25 protein-coding genes are annotated in these 25947 nt (G+C 71.9%); 10 read left to right on the top strand and 15 right to left on the bottom strand.

The features are described from left to right. Positions 1-82: 82 nt before the first annotated feature. Positions 83-817: a uridine kinase family protein gene (locus ACLHRZ_RS37710; protein ID WP_490423094.1), complete on the bottom strand. Its 735-nt coding sequence runs from the start codon at positions 815-817 to the stop codon at positions 83-85. Positions 818-875: 58 nt separating this feature from the next. Here ACLHRZ_RS37710 and ACLHRZ_RS37705 point away from each other — a divergent pair, with 58 nt between their 5' ends. Further along, on the top strand, positions 876-1319 hold the full coding sequence (locus ACLHRZ_RS37705) for a hypothetical protein (RefSeq protein ID WP_490423093.1): 444 nt from the start codon (positions 876-878) through the stop codon (positions 1317-1319). An 87-nt stretch (positions 1320-1406) separates the two neighbouring features. Here ACLHRZ_RS37705 and ACLHRZ_RS37700 read toward each other — a convergent pair whose 3' ends face one another. The 3 genes from ACLHRZ_RS37700 to deoC are packed head-to-tail and all read right to left on the bottom strand — an operon-like array spanning position 1407 to position 4709. Further along, positions 1407-2291 (bottom strand): aldehyde dehydrogenase family protein, encoded by an 885-nt coding sequence (locus ACLHRZ_RS37700; RefSeq protein WP_490423092.1) that lies wholly within the window; start codon positions 2289-2291, stop codon positions 1407-1409. Continuing rightward, positions 2284-3714, bottom strand: coding sequence for an aldehyde dehydrogenase family protein (locus ACLHRZ_RS37695; RefSeq protein WP_490423091.1), 1431 nt, complete (start codon positions 3712-3714; stop codon positions 2284-2286). Before ACLHRZ_RS37695 ends, ACLHRZ_RS37700 begins: the two co-directional genes overlap by 8 nt. 2 nt (positions 3715-3716) lie before the next feature. Next, positions 3717-4709, bottom strand: coding sequence for a deoxyribose-phosphate aldolase (gene deoC / locus ACLHRZ_RS37690; RefSeq protein WP_490423359.1), 993 nt, complete (start codon positions 4707-4709; stop codon positions 3717-3719). A gap of 350 nt (positions 4710-5059) precedes the next feature. Between deoC and ACLHRZ_RS37685 the strand changes: the two genes are divergently transcribed. The 3 genes from ACLHRZ_RS37685 to ACLHRZ_RS37675 all read left to right on the top strand — a co-directional run bounded on the left by ACLHRZ_RS37685 (position 5060) and on the right by ACLHRZ_RS37675 (position 7781). Further along, positions 5060-6385, top strand: a complete 1326-nt coding sequence (locus tag ACLHRZ_RS37685; protein WP_490423090.1) for a hypothetical protein — start codon at positions 5060-5062, stop codon at positions 6383-6385. A 181-nt stretch (positions 6386-6566) separates the two neighbouring features. Next, on the top strand, positions 6567-7172 hold the full coding sequence (locus tag ACLHRZ_RS37680; RefSeq protein WP_490423089.1) for a class F sortase: 606 nt from the start codon (positions 6567-6569) through the stop codon (positions 7170-7172). 24 nt (positions 7173-7196) lie between these two features. Next, positions 7197-7781: a PH domain-containing protein gene (locus tag ACLHRZ_RS37675; protein WP_490423088.1), complete on the top strand. Its 585-nt coding sequence runs from the start codon at positions 7197-7199 to the stop codon at positions 7779-7781. 160 nt (positions 7782-7941) lie between these two features. Here ACLHRZ_RS37675 and ACLHRZ_RS37670 read toward each other — a convergent pair whose 3' ends face one another. From ACLHRZ_RS37670 to ACLHRZ_RS37660, 3 genes are all read right to left on the bottom strand, one after another. Next, positions 7942-9627 carry a phospho-sugar mutase gene (locus tag ACLHRZ_RS37670; RefSeq protein ID WP_490423087.1) on the bottom strand — a complete coding sequence of 562 codons (1686 nt, stop codon included), beginning with the start codon at positions 9625-9627 and terminating at the stop codon, positions 7942-7944. 283 nt (positions 9628-9910) lie between these two features. Beyond that, positions 9911-10726, bottom strand: coding sequence for a purine-nucleoside phosphorylase (locus tag ACLHRZ_RS37665; RefSeq protein WP_490423086.1), 816 nt, complete (start codon positions 10724-10726; stop codon positions 9911-9913). Between the two features lie 133 nt (positions 10727-10859). After that, positions 10860-11297 (bottom strand): gamma-glutamylcyclotransferase family protein, encoded by a 438-nt coding sequence (locus ACLHRZ_RS37660; RefSeq protein WP_490423085.1) that lies wholly within the window; start codon positions 11295-11297, stop codon positions 10860-10862. A 166-nt stretch (positions 11298-11463) separates the two neighbouring features. Here ACLHRZ_RS37660 and ACLHRZ_RS37655 point away from each other — a divergent pair, with 166 nt between their 5' ends. Together ACLHRZ_RS37655 and ACLHRZ_RS37650 are read left to right on the top strand one after the other, a co-directional pair. Next, positions 11464-12897 (top strand): NAD(P)H-quinone dehydrogenase, encoded by a 1434-nt coding sequence (locus ACLHRZ_RS37655; protein WP_490423084.1) that lies wholly within the window; start codon positions 11464-11466, stop codon positions 12895-12897. A 147-nt stretch (positions 12898-13044) separates the two neighbouring features. Next, the gene (locus tag ACLHRZ_RS37650; RefSeq protein WP_490423358.1) at positions 13045-14007 is read left to right on the top strand and encodes a DeoR/GlpR family DNA-binding transcription regulator; all 963 of its coding nucleotides are present in this window, start codon (positions 13045-13047) and stop codon (positions 14005-14007) included. A gap of 87 nt (positions 14008-14094) precedes the next feature. On the opposite strand, the gene ACLHRZ_RS37645 is transcribed toward ACLHRZ_RS37650, so the two are convergent. The 3 genes from ACLHRZ_RS37645 to ACLHRZ_RS37635 all read right to left on the bottom strand — a co-directional run bounded on the left by ACLHRZ_RS37645 (position 14095) and on the right by ACLHRZ_RS37635 (position 17621). Beyond that, positions 14095-14676: a TetR/AcrR family transcriptional regulator gene (locus tag ACLHRZ_RS37645; protein ID WP_490423083.1), complete on the bottom strand. Its 582-nt coding sequence runs from the start codon at positions 14674-14676 to the stop codon at positions 14095-14097. 131 nt (positions 14677-14807) lie between these two features. Continuing rightward, positions 14808-16565 carry an acetyl/propionyl/methylcrotonyl-CoA carboxylase subunit alpha gene (locus ACLHRZ_RS37640; RefSeq protein ID WP_490423082.1) on the bottom strand — a complete coding sequence of 586 codons (1758 nt, stop codon included), beginning with the start codon at positions 16563-16565 and terminating at the stop codon, positions 14808-14810. Between the two features lie 336 nt (positions 16566-16901). Further along, on the bottom strand, positions 16902-17621 hold the full coding sequence (locus ACLHRZ_RS37635) for an IclR family transcriptional regulator (protein WP_490423081.1): 720 nt from the start codon (positions 17619-17621) through the stop codon (positions 16902-16904). A 210-nt stretch (positions 17622-17831) separates the two neighbouring features. Between ACLHRZ_RS37635 and ACLHRZ_RS37630 the strand changes: the two genes are divergently transcribed. Next, complete coding sequence (locus ACLHRZ_RS37630) at positions 17832-18422, top strand: hypothetical protein (protein WP_490423080.1); 591 nt, start codon at positions 17832-17834, stop codon at positions 18420-18422. A gap of 22 nt (positions 18423-18444) precedes the next feature. Here the strand turns inward: ACLHRZ_RS37630 and ACLHRZ_RS37625 are convergent, their stop codons facing one another. The 5 genes from ACLHRZ_RS37625 to ACLHRZ_RS37605 form a co-directional block, all read right to left on the bottom strand. Then, on the bottom strand, positions 18445-19050 hold the full coding sequence (locus ACLHRZ_RS37625) for a Maf family protein (protein ID WP_490423079.1): 606 nt from the start codon (positions 19048-19050) through the stop codon (positions 18445-18447). Positions 19051-19154: 104 nt separating this feature from the next. Then, entirely contained in the window at positions 19155-20609 is a 1455-nt protein-coding gene (locus ACLHRZ_RS37620; RefSeq protein WP_490423078.1) for a peptidoglycan D,D-transpeptidase FtsI family protein, read from the bottom strand. A 112-nt stretch (positions 20610-20721) separates the two neighbouring features. After that, positions 20722-20850, bottom strand: coding sequence for a morphogenic membrane protein MmpB (gene mmpB / locus ACLHRZ_RS37615; RefSeq protein WP_490423077.1), 129 nt, complete (start codon positions 20848-20850; stop codon positions 20722-20724). A 67-nt stretch (positions 20851-20917) separates the two neighbouring features. Next, positions 20918-21127: an acyl-CoA carboxylase epsilon subunit gene (locus ACLHRZ_RS37610; RefSeq protein WP_490423076.1), complete on the bottom strand. Its 210-nt coding sequence runs from the start codon at positions 21125-21127 to the stop codon at positions 20918-20920. Between the two features lie 37 nt (positions 21128-21164). Next, positions 21165-22763, bottom strand: a complete 1599-nt coding sequence (locus ACLHRZ_RS37605) for an acyl-CoA carboxylase subunit beta (RefSeq protein ID WP_490423075.1) — start codon at positions 22761-22763, stop codon at positions 21165-21167. Positions 22764-22896: 133 nt separating this feature from the next. Between ACLHRZ_RS37605 and ACLHRZ_RS37600 the strand changes: the two genes are divergently transcribed. From ACLHRZ_RS37600 to ACLHRZ_RS37590, 3 genes are all read left to right on the top strand, one after another. Then, a complete protein-coding gene (locus ACLHRZ_RS37600) occupies positions 22897-23778 on the top strand; it encodes a biotin--[acetyl-CoA-carboxylase] ligase (protein ID WP_490423074.1) in 882 nt (293 codons plus the stop codon). Positions 23779-23972: 194 nt separating this feature from the next. Next, on the top strand, positions 23973-25010 hold the full coding sequence (locus tag ACLHRZ_RS37595; RefSeq protein WP_490423357.1) for an adenylate/guanylate cyclase domain-containing protein: 1038 nt from the start codon (positions 23973-23975) through the stop codon (positions 25008-25010). A gap of 121 nt (positions 25011-25131) precedes the next feature. Further along, on the top strand, positions 25132-25932 hold the full coding sequence (locus tag ACLHRZ_RS37590) for an enoyl-CoA hydratase/isomerase family protein (RefSeq protein WP_490423073.1): 801 nt from the start codon (positions 25132-25134) through the stop codon (positions 25930-25932). The last annotated feature ends 15 nt before the right edge of the window (positions 25933-25947 follow it).

The following is a 25947-nucleotide window of genomic DNA, read 5'->3' as shown; positions in this document are numbered from 1 at the left end:
GGAACCACAGAGGGGGGAAACGGGGGGTACGGGGAAAGGGAGCGGGCGGGCAGCCGGGGGGTCTGCCCGCCCGCTCCCGCGTTCACACCCCGGTGACGGTGGCGGCGGGCTTCGTGTCCGGCACCGCCTCACGCACCGGCCCCCGCCGGCCCACGGCCGCCGCGGCGATCCGGCCCATGGCCGTCTCCCCGCCGCAGGCGAAGGCGCCCAGCGCCGTCTGCCGTGCCACGATGCCGCGCTCGCTGCGCATCAGCCGCAGCCCGCGGCGGAGCAGGTAGAACACGGGCTTGCGGGCCTCCCGCAGATCGCGCACCAGCCGGCGGCGGAAGGTCGTCGACGGACGGCCGCGCAGGCACAGCGCGTCGGCCAGCACGCCGAGCTCCCGGCAGCGCCCGATGATGTCGGCGGCGAAGATGCCCTCGGCGATGAACAGCGGCGTGCGGCCGATGTCGAGCACGCTCTCGCCCGTCCGCGAGCTGGTGGAGATGTCGTACACCGGGACCGCCGTGCGGGACGTGCGGCACAGCTCCTCGACGGCGGCCACGGCCGCGTCCGCGTCCCACGACCGCGGCGAGTCCCAGTCGGTGCCCGTACCGTCCGCGAGCAGCGGCAGTGTGGGGTCGTCGCCCTCCTTGTAGAAGTCGTCGAGGTTGAGCACGGGCAGCCCGGTACGGGCGGCGAGGGACGACTTTCCGGAACCGGACGGGCCGGTCAGCAGGACGACGCGCGGATGGCAGGAGGAAGTCACGGGACACCAGTGTGACGCATTGGGCCGAACGGGGGATCCCCCCGGGTCGGGGCGTGCGCGAAGCGTCATCACTCCGATACGTTCCGTTGCCAATCGCTGACGTAAATCTCCGACCCGGCAGGTGGTCATGGCCTCCCACGCACGGCACGCACGGCATGCCCGTACCGCGCCCCATCCCCCTCCGCCCTTCGCGCGCAACCTGGTGCGCGTCGGGCTGACCGTTTCCGCAGGCGCCGCGCTCGTCGCCGGCAGCGCGGCCGGCGCCAGTGCCGCGGGACAGGCGCGCGCCCAGTTCGGCCGTACCGACGTCCTCGCGGCCGTCGAAGGCACTCACATCGCCCTGGAGAAGTCGCTCGAGGGCCTGACGCCGGTGCTCAAGAACCTCCCGACCGACCCGCTGGCCAACACCGGCGTCGACCCGCTGGACAACGGCGCCCGCACACAGGTCGCCGACTTCAAGCCCGTGGGCACCTCGCTGGCCACCGACCCGCTGGCCAAGGGCGGTCACGTGGGCGACCTGCCGGTGATCGGTGCGGCGGCCAACCTGCTGCCCGCGGCCGGCGGCTCCTGAGACCGTCCGTACGTCTGAGCCCGTCCGTACGGACGACGATGGCGGCTCCCCGCGCGGGGAGCCGCCATCCGTCCGTGTGCGGGGGCGTCAGTAGGACGAGCCGCCCGCGCCCAGCGAACCCGTCGGGTGCCAGACGGTCTTGGTCTCCAGGAACGCCGTCAGGCGGTCCGTGCCCGGAGCCGCGGACCAGTCCACAGGCTGTGGACGGAGCACGCGCTTGAGGTTGTCCGCCGCGGCGATCTCCAGCGCCTTGGCCAGCTCGGCGTCCGCACCGGCCAGGTCGATCGCGTTGACGTCCTGGTGCGCGGCGAGCGACGGAGCGATCTCCGCGGCCTTGCCGGACAGGATGTTGACGACACCGCCCGGCAGGTCCGAGGTGGCCAGCACCTCGCCCAGCGACAGCGCCGGCAGCGGCGCCGCCTCGGAGGCGATCACGATCACGGCGTTGCCGCCGGCGATCACCGGGGCGATCACCGACACCAGCCCGAGGAACGACGACTCCTGCGGGGCCACGACGGCCACGACACCGGTCGGCTCCGGGGAGGAGACGTTGAAGAACGGCCCCGCCACCGGGTTCGTGCCGCCCACGACCTGGGCGATCTTGTCCGTCCAGCCCGCGTACCAGACCCAGCGGTCGATCGCCGCGTCCACCTGGGCGGCCGCCTTGGACTTCGACAGCCCCTCGGCATCGGCCACTTCACCGATGAACTGGTCGCGGCGACCCTCCAGCATCTCGGCGATGCGGTAGAGGATCTGGCCGCGGTTGTAGGCGGTGGCACCCGCCCAGCCGCCCGCCGCCTTGCGGGCCGCGACGACCGCGTCCCGCCCGTCCTTGCGGGACGAGAGCGGCGCGTTGGCGAGCCACTTGCCCTTGGAGTCGGTCACCTCGTACACCCGCCCGCTCTCGGACCGGGGGAACTTGCCCCCGACGAACAGCTTGTAGGTCTTGAAGACGCTGAGCCGATCAGACATCGAGGTAGGCCTCCAGACCGTGGCGGCCGCCCTCGCGGCCGAAGCCCGACTCCTTGAAGCCGCCGAACGGCGAGGTCGGGTCGAACTTGTTGAACGTGTTGGCCCAGACGACTCCGGCACGCAGCTTGCCCGCGACCGCGAGCATCCGCGAACCCTTCTCCGTCCAGATGCCCGCCGACAGGCCGTACTGCGAGTTGTTCGCCTTGGCGACGGCCTCGCCGGGGGTGCGGAAGGTCAGCACGGACAGCACCGGGCCGAAGATCTCCTCGCGGGCGATCCGGTGCGCCTGCGTGACGTTCGTGAAGAGCGTCGGCGCGAACCAGTAGCCGGACGTGGGCAGTTCGCAGGCCGGGGCCCAGCGCTCGGCGCCCTCCGCCTCGCCGCTGTCGGCCAGGGCCTTGATCCGGGCCAGCTGCTCGGCCGAGTTGATCGCACCGACGTCGGTGTTCTTGTCGAGCGGGTCGCCGACGCGCAGCGTGGACATGCGCCGCTTGAGCGCGTCCAGCAGCTCGTCCTGGATCGACTCCTGGACCAGCAGGCGCGATCCCGCGCAGCAGACCTGGCCCTGGTTGAAGAAGATCCCGTCGACGATCCCCTCGACGGCCTGGTCGATCGGGGCGTCGTCGAAGACGATGTTGGCGCCCTTGCCGCCCAGCTCGAGCGTGAGCTTCTTGTCCGTACCGGCGACGGTACGGGCGATCTCCTTGCCGACGGCCGTGGAGCCGGTGAAGGCGACCTTGTCGATGCCCTCGTGCGCGACGAGCGCGGCGCCCGTCGCGCCGTCGCCGGTCAGGATGTTGACGACACCCTTGGGCAGGCCCGCCTGGCGGCAGATGTCCGCGAAGAACAGCGCGGAGAGCGGGGTCGTCTCGGCGGGCTTGAGGACCACCGTGTTGCCCGCGGCCAGCGCCGGGGCGATCTTCCACGCCAGCATCAGCAGCGGGAAGTTCCACGGGATGACCTGGCCGGCCACGCCCAGCGGCTTCGGGTCCGGTCCGAAGCCCGCGTGGCCCAGCTTGTCGGCCCAGCCCGCGTAGTAGAAGAAGTGCGCGGCGACCAGCGGGAGGTCCGCGTCGCGGGTCTCCTTGATCGGCTTGCCGTTGTCCAGGGTCTCCAGTACGGCCAGCTCGCGCGAGCGCTCCTGGATGATCCGCGCGATGCGGAACAGGTACTTCGCGCGCTCCGAACCCGGCAGCGCGGACCACTTCTCGAAGGCCTTGCGGGCGGCCTTGACGGCCGCGTCCACGTCCTCGGCCGACGCCTGCGCGACCTCGGAGAGGACCTCCTCGGTGGAGGGGGAGACGGTCTTGAAGACCTTGCCGTCCGAGGCCTCGCGGAACTCGCCGTCGACGAACAGCCCGTAGGACGGGGCGATGTCGACGACCGCGCGTGACTCGGGCGCCGGTGCGTATTCGAAAGCCATGGTCAGTCCACCGTCACGTAGTCGGGACCGGAGTAGCGCCCGGTGCTCAGCTTCTGGCGCTGCATCAGCAGGTCGTTGAGGAGGCTGGAGGCGCCGAAGCGGAACCAGTGGTTCGACAGCCACTCCTCACCCACGGTCTCGTTGACGAGGACGAGGAACTTCAGCGCGTCCTTGGTCGTGCGGATGCCGCCGGCCGGCTTCACGCCGACCTGGACGCCCGTCGTGGCGTGGAAGTCGCGCACGGCCTCCAGCATCAGCAGGGTGTTCGCCGGGGTGGCGTTCACCGCGACCTTGCCGGTGGAGGTCTTGATGAAGTCGGCGCCGGCCAGCATGCCGAGCCAGGAGGCGCGGCGGATGTTGTCGTACGTCGACAGCTCGCCGGTCTCGAAGATCACCTTCAGCCGGGCGGCCGTGCCGTCCTGCCTGCGGCAGGCTTCCTTGACGGCCTTGATCTCCTCGAAGACCGACAGGTAGCGGCCGGCGAGGAAGGCGCCCCGGTCGATCACCATGTCGATCTCGTCCGCACCCGCGGCGACGGCGTCGGCCGTGTCCGCCAGCTTCACCGGCAGCGCGGCGCGGCCCGCCGGGAATGCGGTGGCGACGGACGCCACCTTGACGTCCGAGCCCGCCACGGCCGCGGCCGCCGTGGCCACCATGTCGGGGTAGACGCAGACCGCCGCGGTACGGGGCGCACCGCGGTCGGTCGGGTCCGGATTGAGGGCCTTGGCGCACAGCGCCCGGACCTTGCCCGGGGTGTCCGCGCCCTCCAGGGTCGTCAGATCGATCATGGAGATCGCCAGGTCGATGGCGTACGCCTTCGCCGTCGTCTTGATCGAGCGGGTCCCGAGCGCCGCGGCGCGGGCTTCCAGCCCGACCGGGTCGACGCCCGGCAGGCCGTGCAGGAAGCGGCGCAGCGCACCGTCGGAGGCGGTCACGTCCGCCATCGACGCCAGTCGCTCCGCGGCTTCGTTGCCGTATGAGGGAACAGTGGGCATGGTCACCGGATGAGCATATCTACGCGCGTAGCGCGTGTCACCCCTTCGGGACGGACGGCCTTTCCTGTTGCACTGCTGTCCGGATTTGATCGACTTCATGTGGAAGTGGCGAAGGATCTTCCGTTACCTGTCGATGTTCCGTGACAAAGGGCAGAAAGTTTGATCACAGGTGATCCATAGAGTTCTTCTCAGCGACACCGTCTGACCTCTCCGGTCTCCACCGATCCGAGGGAAGCGGCATGCGAAATCCCTATCTCTTCTTCTGCCCTAGGTCTGTCCAGGCCCGGTTCCGCCAGGAGTCCTGCATGTCTGCTCTGTCCCCGCGCCGCCTCCCCCATAGCCTTAACGGCATGGGCGGTGCCCCCATCGCGCTGCGCGCCGCCGTTACGTCTGCCGTGCTGGCGAGCGCGGTCCTCACTCCCGCTGCCGCCGCGTTCGCCGACGCGCCTGCTGCGCCGGGCACCCCTGTTGCCCCTGCCGCCAAGGCAGTTGAGGCCGGTACCGGCACCACCCCCGTCACCACCCCTGCCGTGCCGGCGCCCGCCGGCAAGGCGCAGAAGTCCGAACAGGCTGCTGCGGAGCCGTCGAAGACGGACAAGGCGACCGAGGAGAAGCCGAAGGACGACGCCAAGGCCGGCGGTGCCGAGAAGGACGAGACCGAGACGGGACAGGAGAAGGTCGTCGGGACCTGGTGGGAGCACGGGACCACGACGCTCCCCGACGGCACCGTGGTCAAGGTCTACGAGTCCGGCCCCGAGAGGCACCGGGCCGACATCATGTCCGGTGACTCGGTCGTCAAGTCGTTCATTGCCAACGGGCGTGACGTGACCGTCGAGTACCACGGGATGGACGTCACTCTGACCGCCCTGCGCGGCGAAGTTCTCACGGGCAGCGGCAAGCGGGTCGGCACCCGTCGGCTGCCGGACGGCAGTTTCGTGACGGTCTACCGCTTGGGCGACCACTTCCGAGCGGAGATCGTCCTCCATGGCAAGGTCGGCAAGGTCGGCAAGGTCGTGGAGGTCTTCGGCGAGGATGTCTCCGTCCGTTACAACGGGCGGATCATCACGATCAATGCGGCCGACGGCAGTGTCTCCTACGTGTGGGACATGCCGAGCCTCGGCCAAGGCCCTGTCACCTCGGCCGACCCTGCCGCGGCCAAGTGTCGTGTGACCAAGGAGGTTTCCATCGGCAATGGCACCATCGCCATGCTGATGAACGACCTTGAGGGACCGAAGGCGGGCTTCAAGGACGAGGGTGACGGTGAGCAGATCGGTACCTGGCTCGACCGCAAGCACCCCGAGCTTGAGAGGAACTACAACTTTGTGGCGCGGATCGAAGGCGCCGACGGTTCCAGCCCGAAGCTCGTGACCCGGACGGAGGGCCAACGCTGGGGTGGCTCTTCCAACGCCTTCCCGGAGCTGCCCGAGGGGTGCGCCGCTGGTGGCGCCAAGGGCGCCGCCGCCAAGGCCGCCAACGCCTCGGTGCAGCTGGCCTCTTCCGATGCCGCCGCCCAGACCAAGGCCGTTCCCGAGGGTGGTGTTGCCGCCGGTGCAGAAGGGGTGCGCGAGGGCAACGACACGGCGCTCGCCGCGGCCATCGGCGGGTTTGCCGCCGTGAGCGCTGCGGGTGTTGCGTTCACCGTGCTGCGGCGTCGCGCCGTGGGCGTCCGCGGCTGATCCGTGGGGCGGGGGCGGGGCGGGAGCGGGACGGGTCCTTCCGGGGACTGAACTTTTTGCGGCAGCCCTGTTCCCCGGGCCGGTGCCCCGCACTTGCCACAAAAAGTTTTTACGTCCCTCTCCAGGACCCGTCCCGCTCCCGCCCCGCCCCCTTACGTCATCCCTGTTGCAAGGAGTTCGTGTGATCTGCCGTCCCGCCGCCGCACTGCTCGCCCTTGTGGTGGGGGGTGGGCTGGCCGCGTGCAGCAGCAGCCATGTGCCCAAGGCCGGTGCCGAAGTTGTCACCACTGCTGCTCCCCGGCCCAGCAACAGCCTTGCCCCGATGGCGGCTTCCAAGCCCGTTCGGGTGCGGATACCCGCCGCCTCCGTGGACGCCTCGCCCATCCTCGATCTCGGGCTTGCTGACGATGGCACTGTTCAGGTGCCGTCCGTCGCGCAGGCCGGGCGCATCGGGTGGTACGACAAGGGCGTTACTCCTGGCGAGACCGGACCCGCGGTGCTCATCGGGCACTTCGACACGGCGGACGGGCCTGCCGTGCTCAAGGACGTCGAGAAGATCAAGATCGGGGATCCGATCGTCGTCGACCGTGCCGACGGGTCCACTGCCACCTTCCGCGTTCGTGAACTGGAGCAGGTGGACAAGAAGGAGTTTCCGACCCGGAAGGTCTACGGGAATACCGACCGTCCCGAGCTGCGCGTGATCACCTGCGGCGGTGCGCTGCGGGACGGGCACCGGCCCGACAACATCGTCGTCTACGCCGACCTGACCGCGGGCCCGCGCTCATAGAACGCCTCAGGCAGAATCGGCGCCATGACGAGTACCCCGCCGAAGGATCGGTGCTATCGCTCACCCGCCGGTATCGCCGGCGGTGTCCTGCTGCTGGTCCTGGCCGTCTGGCTCGGAGGTGACGCGCTGCTGCGCGGCCACGGGCGCACACCGTGGCTCGCGCTCGCCGCGCTGTTGTGCGTGGTGCCGCTGGTGATCGCGTTCACGCTGCGCCCCGCGGTGTGGGCCGGTGAGGAACGGCTGCGGGTGCGGAACCCGTTCCGCACGATCACCCTGCCCTGGGGGAGCGTGGAGCACATCCGCGCGGGGTACTCGAGCGAGGTGCTGGCCGACGGGAAGAAGTACCAGCTCTGGGCGATCCCCGTGTCGCTGCGGCAGCGGAAGCGGGCCACGCGCCGCGCGGCCCGCGGGGCCGCGGAAGGGCTTCCCCTCCCGACGGAGACGCCGGGCAAGGCGCCCTCCGACCAGGCGATCGATGATCTGCGTGAGCTTGCGGAGAGGTTCGCCGACCGGGACGGTACCCCTGCGGTGCGCTGGGCCTACGAGGTGATGGTGCCGTCAGCCGTGGGGCTGGTGGTGTTCGCGGTACTTGTCGCCGTACGGGCGTGAGGGGGTGGGGTGGGAGCGGGACGGGTCCTGGAGAGGGACGTAAAAACTTTTTGTGGCGAGGGGGCGGGGCACCCTCACGGGAAACAGACCGTCACAAAAAGTTCAGTCCCCGGAAGGACCCGTCCCGCTCCCACCCCACCCCCGGCCCACCCCACCAGGGTCAGATCCCGGCAGCCCGCGCCAGATCCGTCTTGATCGCGGCCAGCACCTCACCACCGCGCACCCGCGCCCCGGCCAGCGCGGCGGCATCCGCCACCGGCACCACGACCTCCAGGTAGCACTTCAGCTTCGGCTCCGTGCCGCTCGGCCGCACGATCACCCGTGCCCCTGAGACCAGCCCGGCCTCGTCACCGGCCAGGTGGTACCGCAGGCCGTCCGTCGGCGGCAGCGACTCCGTGCCCTTGCTCAGGTCCTCGGCCGACACCACGTGCAGCCCGGCCAGCACCGCCGGCGGCTGCTCCCGCAGGCGCCGCATCGCCGACGCGATGACCGACAGGTCCTCGACCCGCACCGACAGCTGGTCGGTGGCGTGCAGCCCGTGCTCGACCGCGAGGTCGTCCAGCAGGTCGCTCAGCGTGCGGCCGTGCTCCTTCAGCTCGGCGGTCAGCTCGGCGACCAGCAGCGCGGCCGTGATGCCGTCCTTGTCGCGGACGCCCTCCGGGTCGACGCAGTAGCCCAGCGCCTCCTCGTACGCGTAGCGCAGCCCGTCCACCCGGGCGAGCCACTTGAAGCCCGTGAGGGTCTCCTCGTAGGGCGTGCCGGTGCTCGCGGCGGCGATCCGGGAGAGCAGCGACGACGAGACGATCGTCGTCGCGAACGTCCCGGCGGCGTTCTTGTGCACCAGGTGCTCGGCCAGCAGCGCGCCCACCTCGTCGCCGCGCAGCATGCGCCAGCCCTCGACGGTGTCGTCCGCCGGCACGGCCACCGCGCAGCGGTCCGCGTCGGGGTCGTTGGCGATGATGATGTCCGGGGCCTCGCCGCGGGCCGCCGCCTCCCGGGCGGTCGCGAAGGCCAGGTCCATCGCGCCCGGCTCCTCGGGGTTCGGGAAGGCGACGGTCGGGAAGTCCGGGTCCGGCTCGGCCTGCTCGGCCACGACGGCCGGCGCGGGGAAGCCGGCCCGGGCGAAGGCGGCGGTCAGCACGTCGCGGCCGACGCCGTGCAGGGGCGTGTAGACGACGCGGGCGTCACGCGGGGAGCCACCGGTCAGGACGGCGTCGGTGCGCTCCAGGTAGGCGCCGAGGATGTCCTCCTCGCGGAGCGTCTCCCAGCCGGCGTCCGGGCGCGGCACGTCGTTCAGGCTCGCGACCGCCGCGATCTCGGCGGCGATGCCGGCGTCCGCCGGGGGCACGATCTGGGAGCCGTCGCCGAGGTAGACCTTGTAGCCGTTGTCCCGGGGCGGGTTGTGGCTGGCGGTGACCTCGACGCCGGCGACGGCGCCGAGGTGGCGGATCGCGAAGGCGAGGACGGGGGTGGGCAGCGGGCGCGGCATGACCACGGCCTCGAGGCCCGCGCCGACCATGACGGCGGCGGTGTCGCGGGCGAAGTCGGCGCTCTTGTAACGGGCGTCGTAGCCGACGACGACCGTGCCGTTCGCGTGGCCCTGCTTCTTGAGGTACGCGGCGAGGCCGGCGGCGGCGCGGATGACGACGGAGCGGTTCATGCGCATGGGGCCGGCGCCGAGTTCGCCGCGGAGGCCGGCGGTGCCGAACTGGAGGGTGCCGGCGAAGCGGGCACCGAGCTCGGTGAGGTCCTCGGCGTCGATGAGCTTGGCGAGCTCGTCACGGGTCTCGGGGTCGGGGTCCTCGGCGAGCCACGTCCTGGCCTGGGCGATGAGGTCTCGCTGCACGGGGGTTCCTCCGGAGGTTGCGGGGCGATACGGGGTGCGCCTGGGGCGCGTGGGCAGGGCGGGGTGCGGGGCGCGACCGGCCCCTCTGGGGGCTGAACTATTTGTGGCCTCGGCGCATCCTTGGGCGTGCCCCGCACCCGCCACAAATAGTCCTTTACGCCCCCTGCCGGGGCCGGTCGCGCCCCGCACCCCTCACGTGGGTGGGCACGTGCGGGCGCAGAACGCCCGGAAGGGGCGGTCCCACCCGTGGTGGAACCGCCCCAGGGGCCGAAAGCGGCGAGCCTCAGAGGCGGGGGAGCACCTTCGCGAGGAGCTCGCCCATCTGGACGGCCGAGTCGCGGCCGGCCTGCAGGACCTCTTCATGGTTGAGCGGCTCGCCGGTCATGCCCGCGGCGAGGTTCGTCACGAGGGAGATGCCCAGGACCTCGGCGCCGGCCTCGCGGGCGGCGATCGCCTCGAGGGTGGTGGACATGCCGACCAGGTCCGCGCCGAGGGTGCGGATCATCTTGATCTCGGCCGGGGTCTCGTAGTGCGGGCCGGGGAACTGGACGTAGACGCCCTCTTCGAGGGTCGCGTCCACGTCCTTGCACAGCGCGCGGAGGCGGGGGGAGTACAGGTCCGTCAGGTCGACGAAGTTGGCGCCGACGATCGGCGAGGTCGCCGTGAGGTTGATGTGGTCGCTGATCAGCACCGGCTGACCCGGGCGCATGCCCTCGCGGAGGCCGCCGCAGCCGTTGGTGAGGACGACGGTCTTGCAGCCCGCGGCGACGGAGGTGCGCACGCCGTGGACGACGGAGGCGACGCCGCGGCCCTCGTAGTAGTGCGTGCGGCCGAGGAAGACGAGCGCGCGCTTGTCGTTGATCTTGTACGAGCGCACGGTGCCCGCGTGGCCGGCGACGGCGGCGGCGGAGAAGCCCGGGAGCTCGGTGACGGCGAACTCGGCCTCGGGGGTGCCGAGGGCCTCGGTGGCGGGAACCCATCCGGAGCCCATGACCAGGGCGACGTCGTGGGTCTCGGCGCCCGTGAGCTCGCGGAGGCGGGCGGCGGCGGCGTCGGCCGCGGCGTACGGGTCGGTCTGGGGGGTAACTGATGCGTTCACGCGGACGAGGGTAACCGCTCTCTGCCTACGCGCGTAGATGTCGCCGCTTACGGAGTTCCAATTGTTGCTTTGTGCCTTGCGACGAGACGCGTTCGTCACGGCGGCGCGCCCCGGCCCCGGGGGCGCCGGCCGCTCAGCAGGGCCGTTTGCGGAGCTCCATCACGTAGTCGTGCGGCGCCCCTGCCGAATCGGCCGCGTCCGCGATCTCCCCCAGATAGCGGGCCGAGGGCAGCCCGCCCTCGTAGCCGTTGAGCACGTAGACCCACGCGGGCTCCTCGCCGTCCAGCGTGTGCACGCGCACCCGCATCCGGCGGTAGATGTCGAGGCCGACACCCTCCCAACGGTCCATCGAGTCCTCGTCCATCGGAGCGATGTCGTAGAGGGCGACGAAGACCTGCGAACGGGGGGCTTCGACGATGGTGGCGAGGGCGCCCTCCCAGCCCATCTGTTCCCCGCCGAACGTCAGCCGCCAGCCGTTGAGCCAGCCCGTGCCGCGCAGCGGTGAGTGCGGGGCGCGGCGGGACATCAGCCGCGCATCGAGGTTGCCGGCGTACGCGGCGTAGAGCGACATGGTTCCGAGGGTACGGGAGTGAGGCGGGACGGCATTTGGGGTGGCAGTCTCGAAGGGAGGTTCGTACGGAATTTTCTGCCGAACCTCGCACGGATCCTCGCGCGGACACGGGCTGCGGCCGGGTAACCGGGCCCCGGAAGGAGTCACTTCGAATGGGTGCGGGACAATGGAGTACGTGACTCGGATCGTGATCATCGGTGGCGGACCCGGCGGCTACGAGGCGGCGCTCGTCGCCGCTCAGCTCGGCGCGGAGGTGACCGTCGTCGACTGCGACGGTCTGGGCGGGGCGTCGGTGCTCACCGACTGCGTGCCCTCGAAGACTCTCATCGCGACGGCCGAGGTGAAGACGAACTTCGACTCCTCGTACGAGGAGCTGGGGATCACCGTCGGCGACGGCGAGGACGGCACGGTCGTCGGCGTCGACCTGGGCAAGGTCAACCGCCGTGTGAAGCGGCTCGCGCTGGCGCAGTCCCACGACATCACGGCGTCGGTCACGCGGGCCGGCGGCCGGGTGATGCGGGGGCGCGGACGGCTGGAGCCGCAGCGGGAGCCCGACGGGTCGCGCACGGTCGTGGTGCGCGCCGCCGACGGCACCGAGGAGAGCCTGGTCGCGGACGCCGTGCTGATCGCCACGGGTGCCCACCCGCGGGAGATCCCGGACGCGCTGCCGGACGGCGAGCGGATCCTGAACTGGACGCAGGTGTACGACCTGGAGGAGCTCCCCGAGGAGCTCATCGTGGTCGGCTCGGGCGTCACCGGTGCCGAGTTCGCGGGCGCCTACCAGGCGCTGGGCTCCAGGGTGACGCTGGTGTCCTCGCGCGACCGGGTGCTGCCGGGCGAGGACCCGGACGCGGCCGCCGTGCTGGAGGACGTCTTCCGGCGGCGCGGGATGAACGTGATGGCGCGCTCGCGCGCCGCGTCGGCCAAGCGCGTGGGCGACCGGGTGGAGGTCACCCTGGCCGACGGCCGGGTGATCACCGGGACGCACTGCCTGATGGCCGTGGGGTCGATCCCGAACACCGCCGGGATCGGACTGGAGGAGGCCGGGGTCCGGCTCCTGGAGTCCGGACACATCTGGACGGACAAGGTCTCGCGGACCAGCGCGCCGGGTGTCTACGCGGCCGGCGACTGCACCGGGGTCTTCGCGCTGGCGTCCGTGGCGGCGATGCAGGGCCGCATCGCGATGTACCACTTCCTGGGCGACGCGGTGGCCCCGCTCAATCTCAAGACGGTATCCGCGAACGTATTTACGGATCCGGAGATTGCGACGGTCGGGTACACCCAGGCCGACGTGGACAACGGTCTGATTGACGCCCGTGTCGTCAAACTTCCGTTGCTGCGCAATCCGCGAGCGAAGATGCAGGGCATCCGGGACGGTTTTGTGAAGATGTTCTGCCGCCCCGGCACGGGCATCGTGGTGGGCGGTGTCGTGGTGTCCCCGCGGGCCAGCGAGCTGATCCACCCGATCTCGATCGCGGTGGACAACAACCTGACCGTGGAGCAGATCGCCAGCGCGTTCACGGTCTACCCTTCGCTCTCCGGCTCGATCGCCGAGGTGGCGCGGCAGCTGCACACGCGGAAGACGCAGCGGGAGGCGTGACTCCGGGGCCCTTGATGGCCCATACCACTTCTCGGGTTGCAGTGCGGACAACTTCCGTTAATTGCTGCAACCTGCTGAAAACAGATGGTCGTTGGCGTTACTGTCGGTTTCGTGTTCGCTGCAGAACGTCGTCAATTGATCCTCGAAATGGTGCGGGCCAACGGAGCGGTTTCGCTCCGTGAGCTCGCCCGCGTCGTCCAGACCTCCGAAGTGACCGTACGGCGGGACGTGCGGGCTCTGGAGGCCGAAGGACTGCTCGACCGCCGGCACGGCGGTGCGGTGCTGCCGGGCGGATTCACCAGGGAGTCCGGCTTCCCGCAGAAATCCCATCTAGCGACCGCCGAGAAGACGGCCATCGCCGATCTGGCGGCGAGCTTCGTCGAGGAGGGCGAGGCCGTCGTCGTCGGTGCCGGCACCACCACCCAGGAGCTGGCCCGCCGGCTCGCCCGGGTGCCGGGGCTCACCGTGGTCACCAACTCCCTGCTCGTCGCCCAGGCCCTGGCCCATGCCAACCGGGTCGAGGTCGTCATGACCGGCGGCACCCTGCGCGGCTCCAACTACGCCCTCGTGGGCAGCGGGGCCGAGCAGTCCCTGCAGGGGCTGCGGGTGAGCAGAGCGTTCCTGTCCGGGAGCGGCCTCACCGCGGAGCGCGGGCTGTCCACGTCCAACATGCTCTCCGCCAGTGTGGACCGGGCGCTGGTGCAGGCCGCGGCCGAGGTGGTCGTGCTCGCCGACCACACCAAGCTGGGCACCGACACGATGTTCCAGACGGTGCCGACCGACGTCATCACCCGGCTGGTGACCGACGAGCCCCCCGCCCACGACGACCGTGCCGCCACCGAGCTCCAGGCGCTCGCCGACCAGGGCGTGCACATCTCGGTCGCCGGGCCGGGTGCCGGGTCGGGTTCGGCGGCGGGAGTGCCCGGCGAGCCGGTGCCGGCCCGCCGCCGGGACGTGCCGCCCCTGCCGGGCCAGCGGCGCAGTCTCCCGCTGGGCCCCGGCCGGCCGGAGGCCCCCGGTCAGGGCGGCCCGCCCGGGGCGCAGCTGCGCAGCGCGGTCTCCCTCGACCAGGCGTCGACGGCGCGGGTGGCGGATCTCCGCCGGAGGTAGCGGGTCCGGTTGCGGCGGCGCCTCCTCCCTTGCGCCGCCCGGTACGTCATCCGCGGGTGCGTCGTGGCCGGTCGCCCCTGCGGGGCGCTACGGGCGCAGACCCGTGAGCGTCAGCATCAGCAGCCGGTCGGCCAACTCCGGGTCGCCCGGGGACTGTTCGACCGCCAGCGAAATGGCGTTGGTCAGCTGCATCAGGTCGGCGATGTCCACGCCGCCGCGCACCGCACCGGCCTGCTGGGCCCGAGCCAGCAGCATGCTGCCCGCGTCCCGCAGCGGCAGGCTGCAGCGGGACAGGGCGGAGGCCTTGTCGCTCTGCGCGGCCATCAGGGCCCGGGACAGGCCCCGGTAGGTGCTGGCGTGCGTCACGATGGCCCGCAGCCAGGTCACCAGGGCCCGGCAGGGCTCGGGGGAGGCCAGCAGCTCGCGGGAGCGCGCCAGCAGACCGTCCAGCTCGCCCTGGAAGACGGCGCTCATCAGGGCCGTGCGGTTGGGGAAGTGCCGGTAGAGCGTGCCGATGCCCACGCCCGCGCGGCGGGCGATGTCCTCGAGGGAGGCGTCCGTGCCGTGCTCCGTGAAGGCCGTACGGGCCTCGGCGAGCAGCCGCTCGTAGTTGCGCCGCGCATCCGCGCGCATGGGTCGTGGTGACGTCTGCGCCGTCTCGGCCGTCATCTCCGTCCGTCCTCCCGCTCGGGGGCCCCGTGGTGCCCGTCCGCCAAGGATGCCAGGCATGTATAGCCCCGAGGGCCCCGGCCAGGAGTTGGCTGGGGCCCTCGGGGCCAGGGGGTCGCGGCGGGGCCGCGTCAGTCCTTGATCTCGCAGATCACGGCGCCGGAGGAGACCGAGCCGCCGACCTCGGCGGTGATGCCCTTGACGGTGCCGGACTTGTGGGCGTTGAGCGGCTGCTCCATCTTCATCGCTTCGAGGACGACGATCAGGTCGCCCTCGTTGACCTCCTGGCCCTCCTCGACCGCGACCTTGACGATCGTGCCCTGCATCGGGGACGCGAGGGAGTCGCCCGAGGCGGCGGAGGAGGACTTCCGGGCCGCGCGGCGCTTGGGCTTGGCGCCCCCGGCCGCGGCGGTGCGGGCGATGGTCATGCCCAGGGAGGCGGGGAGGGAGACCTCCAGGCGCTTGCCGCCGACCTCCACGACCACGGTCTCGCGGCCGGGCAGCTCCTCGTCCTCCTCGGCGGCGGCACCGCCGGCGAAGGGCTGGATGGTGTTGGCGAACTCCGTCTCGATCCAGCGGGTGTGGACGTGGAACGGGTCGGAGGTGAAGGCGGGGTCGATGACCACGGCCTGGTGGAACGGGATGGCCGTGGCCATGCCCTCCACCTGGAACTCCGCCAGCGCGCGGGCCGCGCGCTGCAGGGCCTGCTCACGCGTGGCACCGGTGATGATCAGCTTGGCCAGCAGGGAGTCCCAGGCCGGGCCGATGACCGAGCCGGACTCCACGCCCGCGTCCAGCCGCACGCCGGGGCCGGTCGGGGCCGCGAACCTGGTCACGGTGCCGGGGGCGGGCAGGAAGTTGCGGCCGGGGTCCTCGCCGTTGATGCGGAACTCGAAGGAGTGGCCGCGCACCGCGGGGTCGTCGTAGCCGAGCTCCTCGCCGTCGGCGATGCGGAACATCTCGCGCACCAGGTCGATGCCGGTGACCTCCTCGGTCACCGGGTGCTCGACCTGGAGGCGGGTGTTGACCTCGAGGAAGGAGATGGTGCCGTCCTGGCCGACGAGGAACTCGCAGGTGCCCGCGCCCTCGTAGCCGGCCTCCTTGAGGATCGCCTTGGAGGCGCGGTACAGCTCGGCGTTCTGCTCGTCCGTCAGGAACGGGGCCGGGGCCTCCTCCACCAGCTTCTGGTGGCGGCGCTGCAGCGAGCAGTCACGGGTGGAGACGACGACCACGTTGCCGTGCTTGTCGGCCAGGCACTGGGTCTCGACGTGCCGGGGGCGGTCGAGGTAGCGCTCGACGAAGCACTCGCCGCGGCCGAACGCGGCCACGGCCTCGCGCACGGCGGAGTCGTAGAGCTCGGGGACCTCTTCGAGGGTGCGGGCGACCTTCAGGCCGCGGCCGCCACCGCCGAAGGCGGCCTTGATGGCGATCGGCAGGCCGTTCTCCTCGGCGAAGGCCACGACCTCGTCGGCCCCGGAGACGGGGTCGGGGGTGCCGGCCACCAGGGGGGCGCCGGCGCGCTGGGCGATGTGACGGGCCGCCACCTTGTCGCCCAGGTCGCGGATCGCGTGGGGCGGCGGGCCGATCCAGGTCAGCCCGGCGTCGATGACGGCCTGCGCGAACTCCGCGTTCTCGGACAGGAACCCGTATCCGGGGTGGACGGCGTCGGCACCGGACTCGGCGGCCGCGGCCAGGACCTTGGCCATGTCCAGGTAGCTCGTCGCCGGGGTGTCACCGCCCAGCGCGTACGCCTCGTCGGCCGCACGGACATGCAGCGCGTCACGGTCGGGGTCGGCGTAGACGGCCACACTCCCGATTCCGGCGTCACGGCATGCACGAGCGACACGGACAGCGATTTCGCCACGGTTGGCGATGAGCACCTTGCGCACGATGGCTCCCTCCTTGAAACAAGGTGAGTTTAGGTACTGGCGACACTCTGTGCCGACCCGACTTCCGGGGTGAGCTTGCCCACACGGAGCGTGAGACGGGAGCCGTGTGTGGACCGAAGCCCCCAGAACCACCACGGTACGCCGCCTTCGGGCGGCTGAGGCGATGTGCCGGTGTGGTCTGGATCTCCATGATCGCGTAGTGGCCGAGGGGCGGTTTCTTTGTGGAGTCCCTACGAACGGGTGAAGCAAAGTTTGCGCCCGGGGAGCCTTCTGATTTCTTGCTTACCCACGGGTAGGCGCGGTTATCCGGGCCGGCCGTGGCGTCGGGGGTGGCGCTCAGGCCAACTTGGCCGCCTCCGCCGCGACATGGCGCAGGGCCTCCGTGACCCGGCGGCCGTGCCGGCGGAACTCCTCCACCGGCAGCGCCGCCGAGACGGCCCGCAGCGCCCCGGGCACCGGCACGGCCACACAGGCCACTCCGGCCGCGCACTCCTCGACCTCCACCGCGACCCCCTCCCGCCGCACCCGGCGCAGCTGGACGTCCAGCAGCTCCGGGGAGGTGATCGTTTGCGGTGTGACGGCGGGCATCCCCGAGGCCGCGAGCCGGCGCAGCCGGGCGGCCCGCGGCAGGGCGGCCAGCAGGACCTTGCCGTGGGCCGTGGCGTGCGGGGTGGCGTCGTGGCCCACGGAGAAGCCGCCCGTGGCCGGGTGGGCGGCGGCCGCGCCGGCGAGGACGGCGATGTCGCCGTCCCGGTAGGCGCTGAAGTAGGCGTCCGTCCCGACGGCCTTGCGCATACGCACGAGCAACTCCTGTACCTCGTCGCTCACCTGCATCTGCCGCTGGAAGGCGTGGTGCAGGGCGGGCACGCGGTAGCCGAGCGTGTAACCAGCGGGCGTACGGACCAGGTGCCCGCGCGCGGTGAGGGTGCCGAGCAGCTCGTACACCGTGGACAGGCCGCAGCCCAGCCGGCGGGCGAGGGTCTTGGCGGGTACCGGGTCCGCGGAGGCGGCGACGGCGTCCAGGACGTCCAGGGCGCGGTCCACGGACTGCGACACGGTGATCCTTTCCGGGGCGGGGGTGCGGGGCGGGGCTTTCCAGCGTCGCACATCGGCGGATGTGCAGTTGCGTACGCGAAGTGCCGCCCGGTTGCGCGGAATTCGTGTGCGCCACGGCATCGTCCTTGCGGGCGGCGGGAGTTGGCGGGTGCCGCCCTCGGGTGGCGCAGCGGAGGGTGACCGAAATGCCATGACATCGTTGATGAAGTCATGATCAAGCGCATCGCCGCAGCCGCCGCTCTCGCCGGCGCAGCCCTCTCCGTGACCTCTGCCACCGCATCCGCCACGCCGTCCGCGCCCACGCCTGCGCCGCCGCCGAGGAGCACGCCGGATGCCCAGCCGGCGTCCAAGGCGCCCGCTCAGCCGGCGGCCGAGGGCGGGAAGACGGCGAAGGCCGGGCAGACCGCACCGGCGGCCCAGCAGGGGCCGGCCGCGCCGGCCGCTCCTGCCGCGAAGGGTGCGCCGGCCGCGAAGGGTGCGCCGGCCGCGAAGGCGCCTGCGGGGAAGGCGCCTGCGGGGAAGGCCGCTCCGGCCGGGAAGAGCGCTCCCGCCGCGAAGGGTGCCCCCATGGGCAAGACCGCGCCCGCCGGGAAGGCGGCACCCGCCGCCAAGCCGGGGGCCCGCCGGGCGGAGCCGAGCTCGCACGCCGGGCCCGTCGCGGCGCCGCCGCCGAGCCAGGCCCAGCAGCCGGGCCAGCCCGAGACCAGCATCTACCCCGGCGCCGTCAACCAGCTGGGCAAGCTCGACCAGCTCAACCAGCTGGGCCAGCTCAACCGTGTGACCCAGGAACTCCCGCTCTGACGGGACGGGGCGGCGTCGGGCGTCAGGTCCACAGGCCGGTGATCGGGACCCCCAGCTCGGCGAGCAGCCGGCGGAGCAGGGGAAGGGACAGGCCGATCACATTGCCGGGGTCCCCGTCGATGCCCTCGACGAACGGCGCCGAGCGCCCGTCGAGCGTGAAGGCCCCCGCGACGTGGAGCGGCTCGCCGGAGGCCACGTAGGCGGCGATCTCCGCGTCGTCCGGCTCGCCGAAGCGCACCGTGGTCGAGGCCGTCGCCGAGGCCCGGCGGCCGGTGGCCGTGTCGATGACGCAGTGGCCGGTCCGCAGCTCGCCGGAGCGGCCGCGCATCGACTTCCAGCGGGCCGTCGCCTCCTCGGCGTCGGCCGGCTTGCCGAGGGCCTGGCCGTCCAGCTCCAGCACCGAGTCGCAGCCGATCACCAGGGCCCCGGCGGCGTCCGGGCGGGCGGCCACGGCCGTGGCCTTGGCCTCCGCCAGCACGAGCGCCAGCTCGGCGGGGGTGGGGGCGTCCAGGGCGTCCTCGTCCACGCCGCTGACGATCACCTCCGGTGCCAGGCCTGCTTGGCGCAGGAGGCCGAGGCGAGCGGGAGACTGGGAGGCGAGGACCAGGCGGCGTGCGGGTTCTGTCATGCCGATCAGCCTATGCGGTGCGCTGCGGGTCGTTCGTGGTTGCTCGCGCAGTTCCCCGCGCCCCCTACGGGGCGCGATGGCGGGGCGCGAGACGGGGCGCCGTCCTACTTGTCCAGCACCGCCTGCATGACCTTCTTCGCGATCGGGCCCGCCAGTTTGCCGCCGGAGATCTGGTCGGTGGGGACGTCGTCGGCCGGGTCGATCATCACCGCGACCGCGACCGGCGAGCCCTCGGCGGTCTTGGCATAGGAGATGAACCACGCGAGGTTCTGCTGCTTCGCGCCGCGCTCGGCGGTGCCGGTCTTGCCGCCGACGGTGATGCCGTCGATGAGCGCGGACTTGCCGGTGCCCTTGGTGGCGGTGTCCTCCATCATCTGCTGGACCTTCTTGGCCGTCTGCTCCGAGACGGCCTGCGACATCTCCTCCGGCTTGTGCTTCTCGACCGTCGACAGGTCCGGGCTGCGCAGCTCCTCGACCATGTAGGGCTTCATCAGCTTGCCGTCGTTGGCGATCGCGGCCGTCATCATGGCGACCTGGAGCGGGGAGGCGGTCAGGCTGCCCTGGCCGATGCCGGCCAGCGCCGTCTGCGACTTGTTGATGTTCTCGGGGAAGGTGCTCTTCGCGGCCCGGACCGGGGTGTCCACCTTCGGGTTGTTGAAGCCGAACCTCTCCGCCGTCTCACGCATCTTGTCCTTGCCGAGGTCGGAACTGACCTTGCCGTAGACGTTGTTGCAGGAGTGCTGCATGGCCACGTTGAGGGTGGCGTTGGTGCAGGGCGCGGTGGGGTTCTGGTTGGGCAGCTTGGTCGTGGTGCCCGGCATGATCCACGGGTCCGGCGAGTCGGTGCTCGCGTTGATGTCGGAGTAGAGCCCGTTCTCCAGGGCCGCCGACGCGGTCACGATCTTGAAGGTCGAGCCGGGCGGGTAGACCTCCTTCAGGGCCCGGTTGAGGGTCGGCTTGCCCTTGTCCTTCTCCAGTTCGTCCCACGCCGCCTTGTCCTTGGTGGAGTTCCCCGCGAAGACCGACGGGTCGTACGAGGGCGTGGAGGCGAGCGCGAGGATCTTGCCGGTGCGCGGGTCGAGGGCGACGACGGCGCCCTTCTTGTCACCGAGCCCCTCGTAGGCGGCCTTCTGGGCCTTGGGGTCGATCGTCGTGACGACGTCGCCGCCCTGGTTCTTCTTCCCGGTGAGCAGGTTGCTCGTGCGCTGCAGGAAGAGGCGGTCGTCGCTGCCGTTGAGCAGCTTGTTGTTGAGGTTCTCGAGCTGGTTGCTGCCGTAGCCCTGGGAGAAGAAGCCGGTGATGGGCGCGTACATCTTGCCGTCGGTGTACGTGCGCTTGTACTTGAGGTCGCCGCCGGTCTCGGCGGATCCGGTGATCGGCTGTCCGCCGACGATGATGTTGCCGCGCGGCTGCGCGAAGTTCGCCATGGCCACGCGCCGGTTGTGCTCGTTGTTGGCGAGTTCGTCGCCGCGGACGAACTGCACCCAGGTGGCGCGCACCAGCAGCGCGAACACCAGCACCCCGCTGAAGATCGCTATACGGCGGACAGGCTTGTTCATGGTGTGACGGACTCCCCGGTTCGCGGCATATCACTGGTGATGACGCGAATCGGGCGAATGTAGTTCCTGGTGGGGCAAACTTGTGGTGCGTCTGCGATGAAAGGGACCCGGGTTACGGCATGCCCAGGACGACGAACAGCACCACCACGCCGACCGCCAGCACCACCCCGGCACGGCGCAGCATCCGCTGCGCCTCGCGGAGATCGTCGGGGGAGTCGTCGGACGGGTCGGACCAGAGCATGCCCCCATGCTCCGGTCCGGCCGTGCCCCGCGCCTGAGTACGCGTACTCAGGCGCCGAGGCCGGTGCTCAGGCCGGCCAGTACGACGTGCGCCAGGCCCGCGGCCCGGGCCGCGGTGTCCGGCGCGCCGCCGTCCGGCGCTCCGGGCTGGACCACTCCGGGGGCAACCGCCCCGCATCGGGCGCGGCCGCCGCTCCGGCGGCCGCGCGGGCCTGGACCACCGCCAGGGCGGCGGCCAGCTCCTCGGGGGTGGGGTTGCCCCGTACGACCTTGATCACTGCAGCGTCCCTTCCACGGTGTCGGCGGCGTCGGTGGTCACAGCGGAATGTTGCCGTGCTTCTTGGGCGGCAGCGCCTCCCGCTTGTCCCGCAGCGTGCGCAGCCCGCGCACGACGTGCCGGCGGGTGTCCGACGGCATGACCACCGCGTCGACGTAGCCGCGCTCGGCCGCCGCGTACGGGCTCAGCAGCGCGTCCTCGTACTCCGTGACCAGCCGGGCCCGCAGCTCCTCCTGTTCCTCCGGCGACGCGGCCGCCGCCAGCGAGCGGCGGTGCAGGATGTTCACCGCGCCCTGGGCGCCCATCACGGCGATCTGGGCCGTGGGCCAGGCGAAGTTGAGGTCCGCGCCCAGGTGCTTGGAGCCCATCACGTCGTACGCGCCGCCGAACGCCTTGCGGGTGATGACGGTGATCAGCGGGACCGTGGCCTCCGCGTAGGCGTAGATGAGCTTGGCGCCGCGGCGGATGATGCCGTTGTACTCCTGGTCGGTGCCCGGAAGGAAGCCCGGGACGTCCACGAACGTCAGCACCGGGACGTTGAACGCGTCGCAGGTGCGCACGAAGCGCGCGGCCTTCTCGCTCGCGTTGATGTCCAGGCATCCGGCGAACTGCAGCGGCTGGTTGGCGACCACGCCCACCGGGTGGCCCTCCACGCGCCCGAACCCGGTGATGATGTTGGGCGCGAAGAGCGCCTGCGTCTCCAGGAACTCCCCGTCGTCCAGGACGTGTTCGATGACGGTGTGCATGTCGTAGGGCTGGTTCGCCGAGTCCGGGATGACCGTGTCCAGTTCCCGGTCGGCGTCCGAGACCTCCAGGTCCGCCTCCTCCGGGAAGGCCGGCGGCTCGGAGAGGTTGTTGGACGGCAGGTAGGACAGCAGCGCCTTGACGAAGTCGATGGCGTCCTTCTCGTCGCCCGCCATGTGATGCGCCACGCCGGACGTGGCGTTGTGCGTCCGGGCGCCGCCCAGTTCGTCGAAGCCGACGTCCTCGCCGGTGACGGTCTTGATGACGTCGGGGCCGGTGATGAACATGTGCGAGGTCTTGTCCACCATCACCGTGAAGTCCGTGATCGCGGGCGAGTAGACCGCACCGCCCGCGCACGGGCCGACGATCAGGGAGATCTGGGGGATGACTCCGGAGCCGTGCACGTTTCGCCGGAAGATCTCCGCAAACAGGCCGAGCGCCACGACGCCCTCCTGAATGCGGGCGCCTCCGCCGTCGTTGATGCCGACGATGGGGCAGCCGGTCTTGAGGGCGAAGTCCATCACCTTGACGATCTTCTCGCCGTAGACCTCGCCCAGCGACCCGCCGAAGACCGTGAAGTCCTGCGAGTACACACAGACGGTGCGGCCGTCGACGGTGCCGTAACCGGTGACCACCCCGTCCCCGTACGGGCGGTTGGCATCGATGCCGAAGTTGGTCGACCGGTGCCGGGCGAGCTCGTCCAGCTCCACGAACGAACCCTCGTCCAGCAGCAGGGCGATCCGCTCGCGCGCCGTCAACTTGCCCTTGGCGTGCTGCTTTTCGACTGCCTGCGCGGAGCCGGCATGTGTCGCCTCCTCGATCCGGCGCTGCAGGTCCGCGAGCTTCCCCGCGGTGGTGTGGATGTCGGTTCCCTGGGTGTCTGGCTCGGACATCGGGCTGCGGCTCCTGCTCGTCCAGAGGGGTCATGGCGGGTGCTACCGGTGCTACCGGTTCGTAGCGTATCCGCGCGGATGCAGGCTGACAGTGCGGCGTTGGCCACACCGTTCTGCTCCTAAGGTGGCCTGTATGACGCCCTCCGACGCTTCCGGCAGCCGCTGGTCCGACCTGGACCGCCCCCCGCTGAACGCCGCCGCCCTGCGGCGTGCGCTGGTCCGTCCCGGCGGACTGTGGACCTCCCTGGACGTGGTGCAGCGGACGGGCTCCACCAACACCGACCTCGTCGCCTCCGGCGGCACCGAGGGTGCCGTGCTCGTCGCCGAGGAGCAGTCGGCGGGCCGCGGCCGGCTCGACCGCACCTGGACCGCGCCCGCGCGCTCCGGCCTGTTCTTCTCCGTCCTGCTCACCCCCGGCCCCGCCGTGCCGCCCGCCCGCTGGGGCTGGCTCCCGCTGCTCGCCGGTGTCGCCACCGCCACCGCGCTCTCCCGCGCCGCGGGCGTCGACACGGCCCTGAAGTGGCCCAACGACCTGCTCGTGACGTCCCCCGTAGCTGAACGCACGGGAGGTACCCCCATCGGGACCGAGCGCAAGGCGGGCGGCATCCTCGCCGAGCGGACAGGGGACAGCGTCGTCGTCGGCATCGGGCTGAACGTCTCGCTGCGCGCCGACGAGCTGCCCGTGCCCGGCGCCGGGTCGCTGGCGCTGGCCGGGGCGCAGGTCCTCGACCGGGACCCGCTGCTGCGCGCCGTGCTGCGCTCCTTCGAGGACTGGTACGCGCAGTGGCGCGCCGCGGACGGCGACCCCGCCGCGTGCGGGCTGCAGGACACGTACGCGGCCGGCTGCGCCACCCTCGGCCGCACCGTGCGGGCCGAACTCCCCGGCGGGCGCGACCTGGTCGGCGAGGCCGTGGCCGTCGACGGCGACGGGCGGCTGGTGCTGGCCACTGCCGACGGGGTGCAGGAGCCGGTCGGCGCCGGCGACATCGTGCACCTGCGGCCTGCGACGTCCTAGGGCGCCGCAGGGGCGGTCGGAAGGGTGAGCTCCGGCGGTCCGTGAAGTGAGCTACGGCACACCTGCCGTATCGTTGTCCCCGGAAACTGGGCGAGCACGATCGGCAGGGCAGTGCGCACGGATCGGACAGGGGGCGGGCGGTGACCGCCGATGAGACGAGTGGCAGTGCTGCGCGCGGGGCCGCTCCTCGGGAGATCGAGGAGAACGGTGAGGAGAGCGGCGACCCCCTCGCCCTCCGGCTGGAGGCGCTGATCCTCGGTGCCGAGCGCCGCTACACCCCCTTCCAGGCGGCCCGCGCCGCCGGCGTCTCCATGGACCTGGCCTCCCGCTTCTGGCGCGCGATGGGCTTCGCGGACATCGGCCAGGCCAAGGCGCTCACCGAGGCGGACGTCCTGGCGCTGCGCCGGCTCGCCGGCCTCGTCGAGGCGGGGCTGCTCAGCGAGCCCATGGCCGTCCAGGTCGCCCGCTCCACCGGGCAGACGACCGCCCGGCTCGCCGACTGGCAGATCGACTCCTTCCTGGAGGGCCTGACCGAGCCTCAGGAGGGCATGACCCGCACGGAGATCACCTATCCGCTCGTCGAGCTGCTCCTCCCCGAGCTGGAGGAGTTCCTCGTCTACGTCTGGCGACGGCAGCTGGCCGCCGCCACCGGGCGCGTCGTCCAGGCGCAGGACGACGCGGAGATGGTCGACCGGCGGCTGGCCGTCGGCTTCGCCGACCTCGTCGGCTTCACGCGGCTGACCCGCCGGCTGGAGGAGGAGGAACTCGGCGAACTGGTCGAGGCCTTCGAGACGACCGCGGCCGACCTGGTGGCCGCGCACGGCGGCCGCCTCATCAAGACGCTGGGCGACGAGGTGCTGTACGCGGCCGACGACGCCGGGACGGCGGCCGAGATCGGCCTGCGGCTGATCGAGACGCTCACGAACGACGAGACGATGCCGGAACTGCGTGTCGGCATGGCCTTCGGGACGGTCACGACGCGCATGGGCGACGTCTTCGGCACCACCGTGAACCTGGCGAGCCGGCTGACGTCGATAGCGCCGAAGGACGCCGTGCTCGTCGACGGGGCGTTCGCCGAGGAGCTCGCGCGGAGCGGCGACGCCGCGAAGCCGGGCGAGGAGGGGGACGGGGAGCACCGCTTCGCGCTGCAGCCGATGTGGCAGCGGCCGGTGCGGGGCCTTGGCGTGGTGGAACCGTGGCTCCTGGGCCGGAGGGGCGGCGACGGCGGTTAGGCCCCTGCGCCCCGAAGGGGCGCGGGGAACTGCGCGACCGGCCACGACGGACCCGCGGCCGAGTACCCCGCACCCCCGGAGGGTATGGCCCGCCGCGCAGCGGCAGGGCATGATCGCCCCCATGAGCGACAGCGAACACCGCTTCGGGGAGTGGGTGGCGGTCCGCCGCCACGGACACGTCGCCGAGCTGGTCCTGGACCGTCCGAAGGCCATGAACGCCGTCTCCACCGAGATGGCCCGCCGCATCGTCGAGGCGACCACCGCCCTGGTCGCCGACCGCGACGTCAGGACCGTGGTCCTGACGTCCACGCACCCGCGTGCGTTCTGCGTCGGCGCCGACCTCAAGGAGCGCAACTCCCTCACCGACGCCGAGCTCGTCCGTCAGCGCCCCCTCGCCCGCGCCGCCTACACCGGCGTGCTGGAGCTGCCCGTGCCGGTCGTCGCGGCCGTCCACGGGTTCGCGCTCGGCGGCGGGTTCGAGCTCGCGCTGTCCTGCGACGTGATCGTTGCGGACACCACCGCCGTCGTCGGCCTCCCCGAGGTCTCCGTCGGCGTGATCCCCGGCGGCGGGGGCACCCAGCTGCTGCCGCGCCGCGTCGGGGCCGCCCGCGCGGCCGAGCTGGTCTTCAGCGCGCGGCGGGTGGAGGCCGCGGAGGCCAGGGAGCTGGGCCTGGTCGACGAGCTCGTCCCGGCGGGCGAGGACCGTACCGAGGCCCTGGCCCTGGCCGCGCGCATGGCGGCCAACTCGCCCGTGGGCCTGCGCGCCGCCAAGCGGGCCCTGCGGCTCGGGCACGGGCTGGACCTGAGGACCGGGCTGGAGGTGGAGGACGCCGCCTGGCGCAGCGTCGCCTTCTCCGGCGACCGTGCCGAGGGCGTGGCCGCGTTCAACGAGAAGCGGAAGCCGGACTGGCCCGGGGAGTAGCCAGGAAGGCGCAGC

This window comes from Streptomyces sp. AM25, assembly GCF_058146165.1.
The sequence above is the reverse complement of the archived record's forward strand: the minus strand, read 5'-3'. Positions and strand labels throughout refer to the sequence as shown.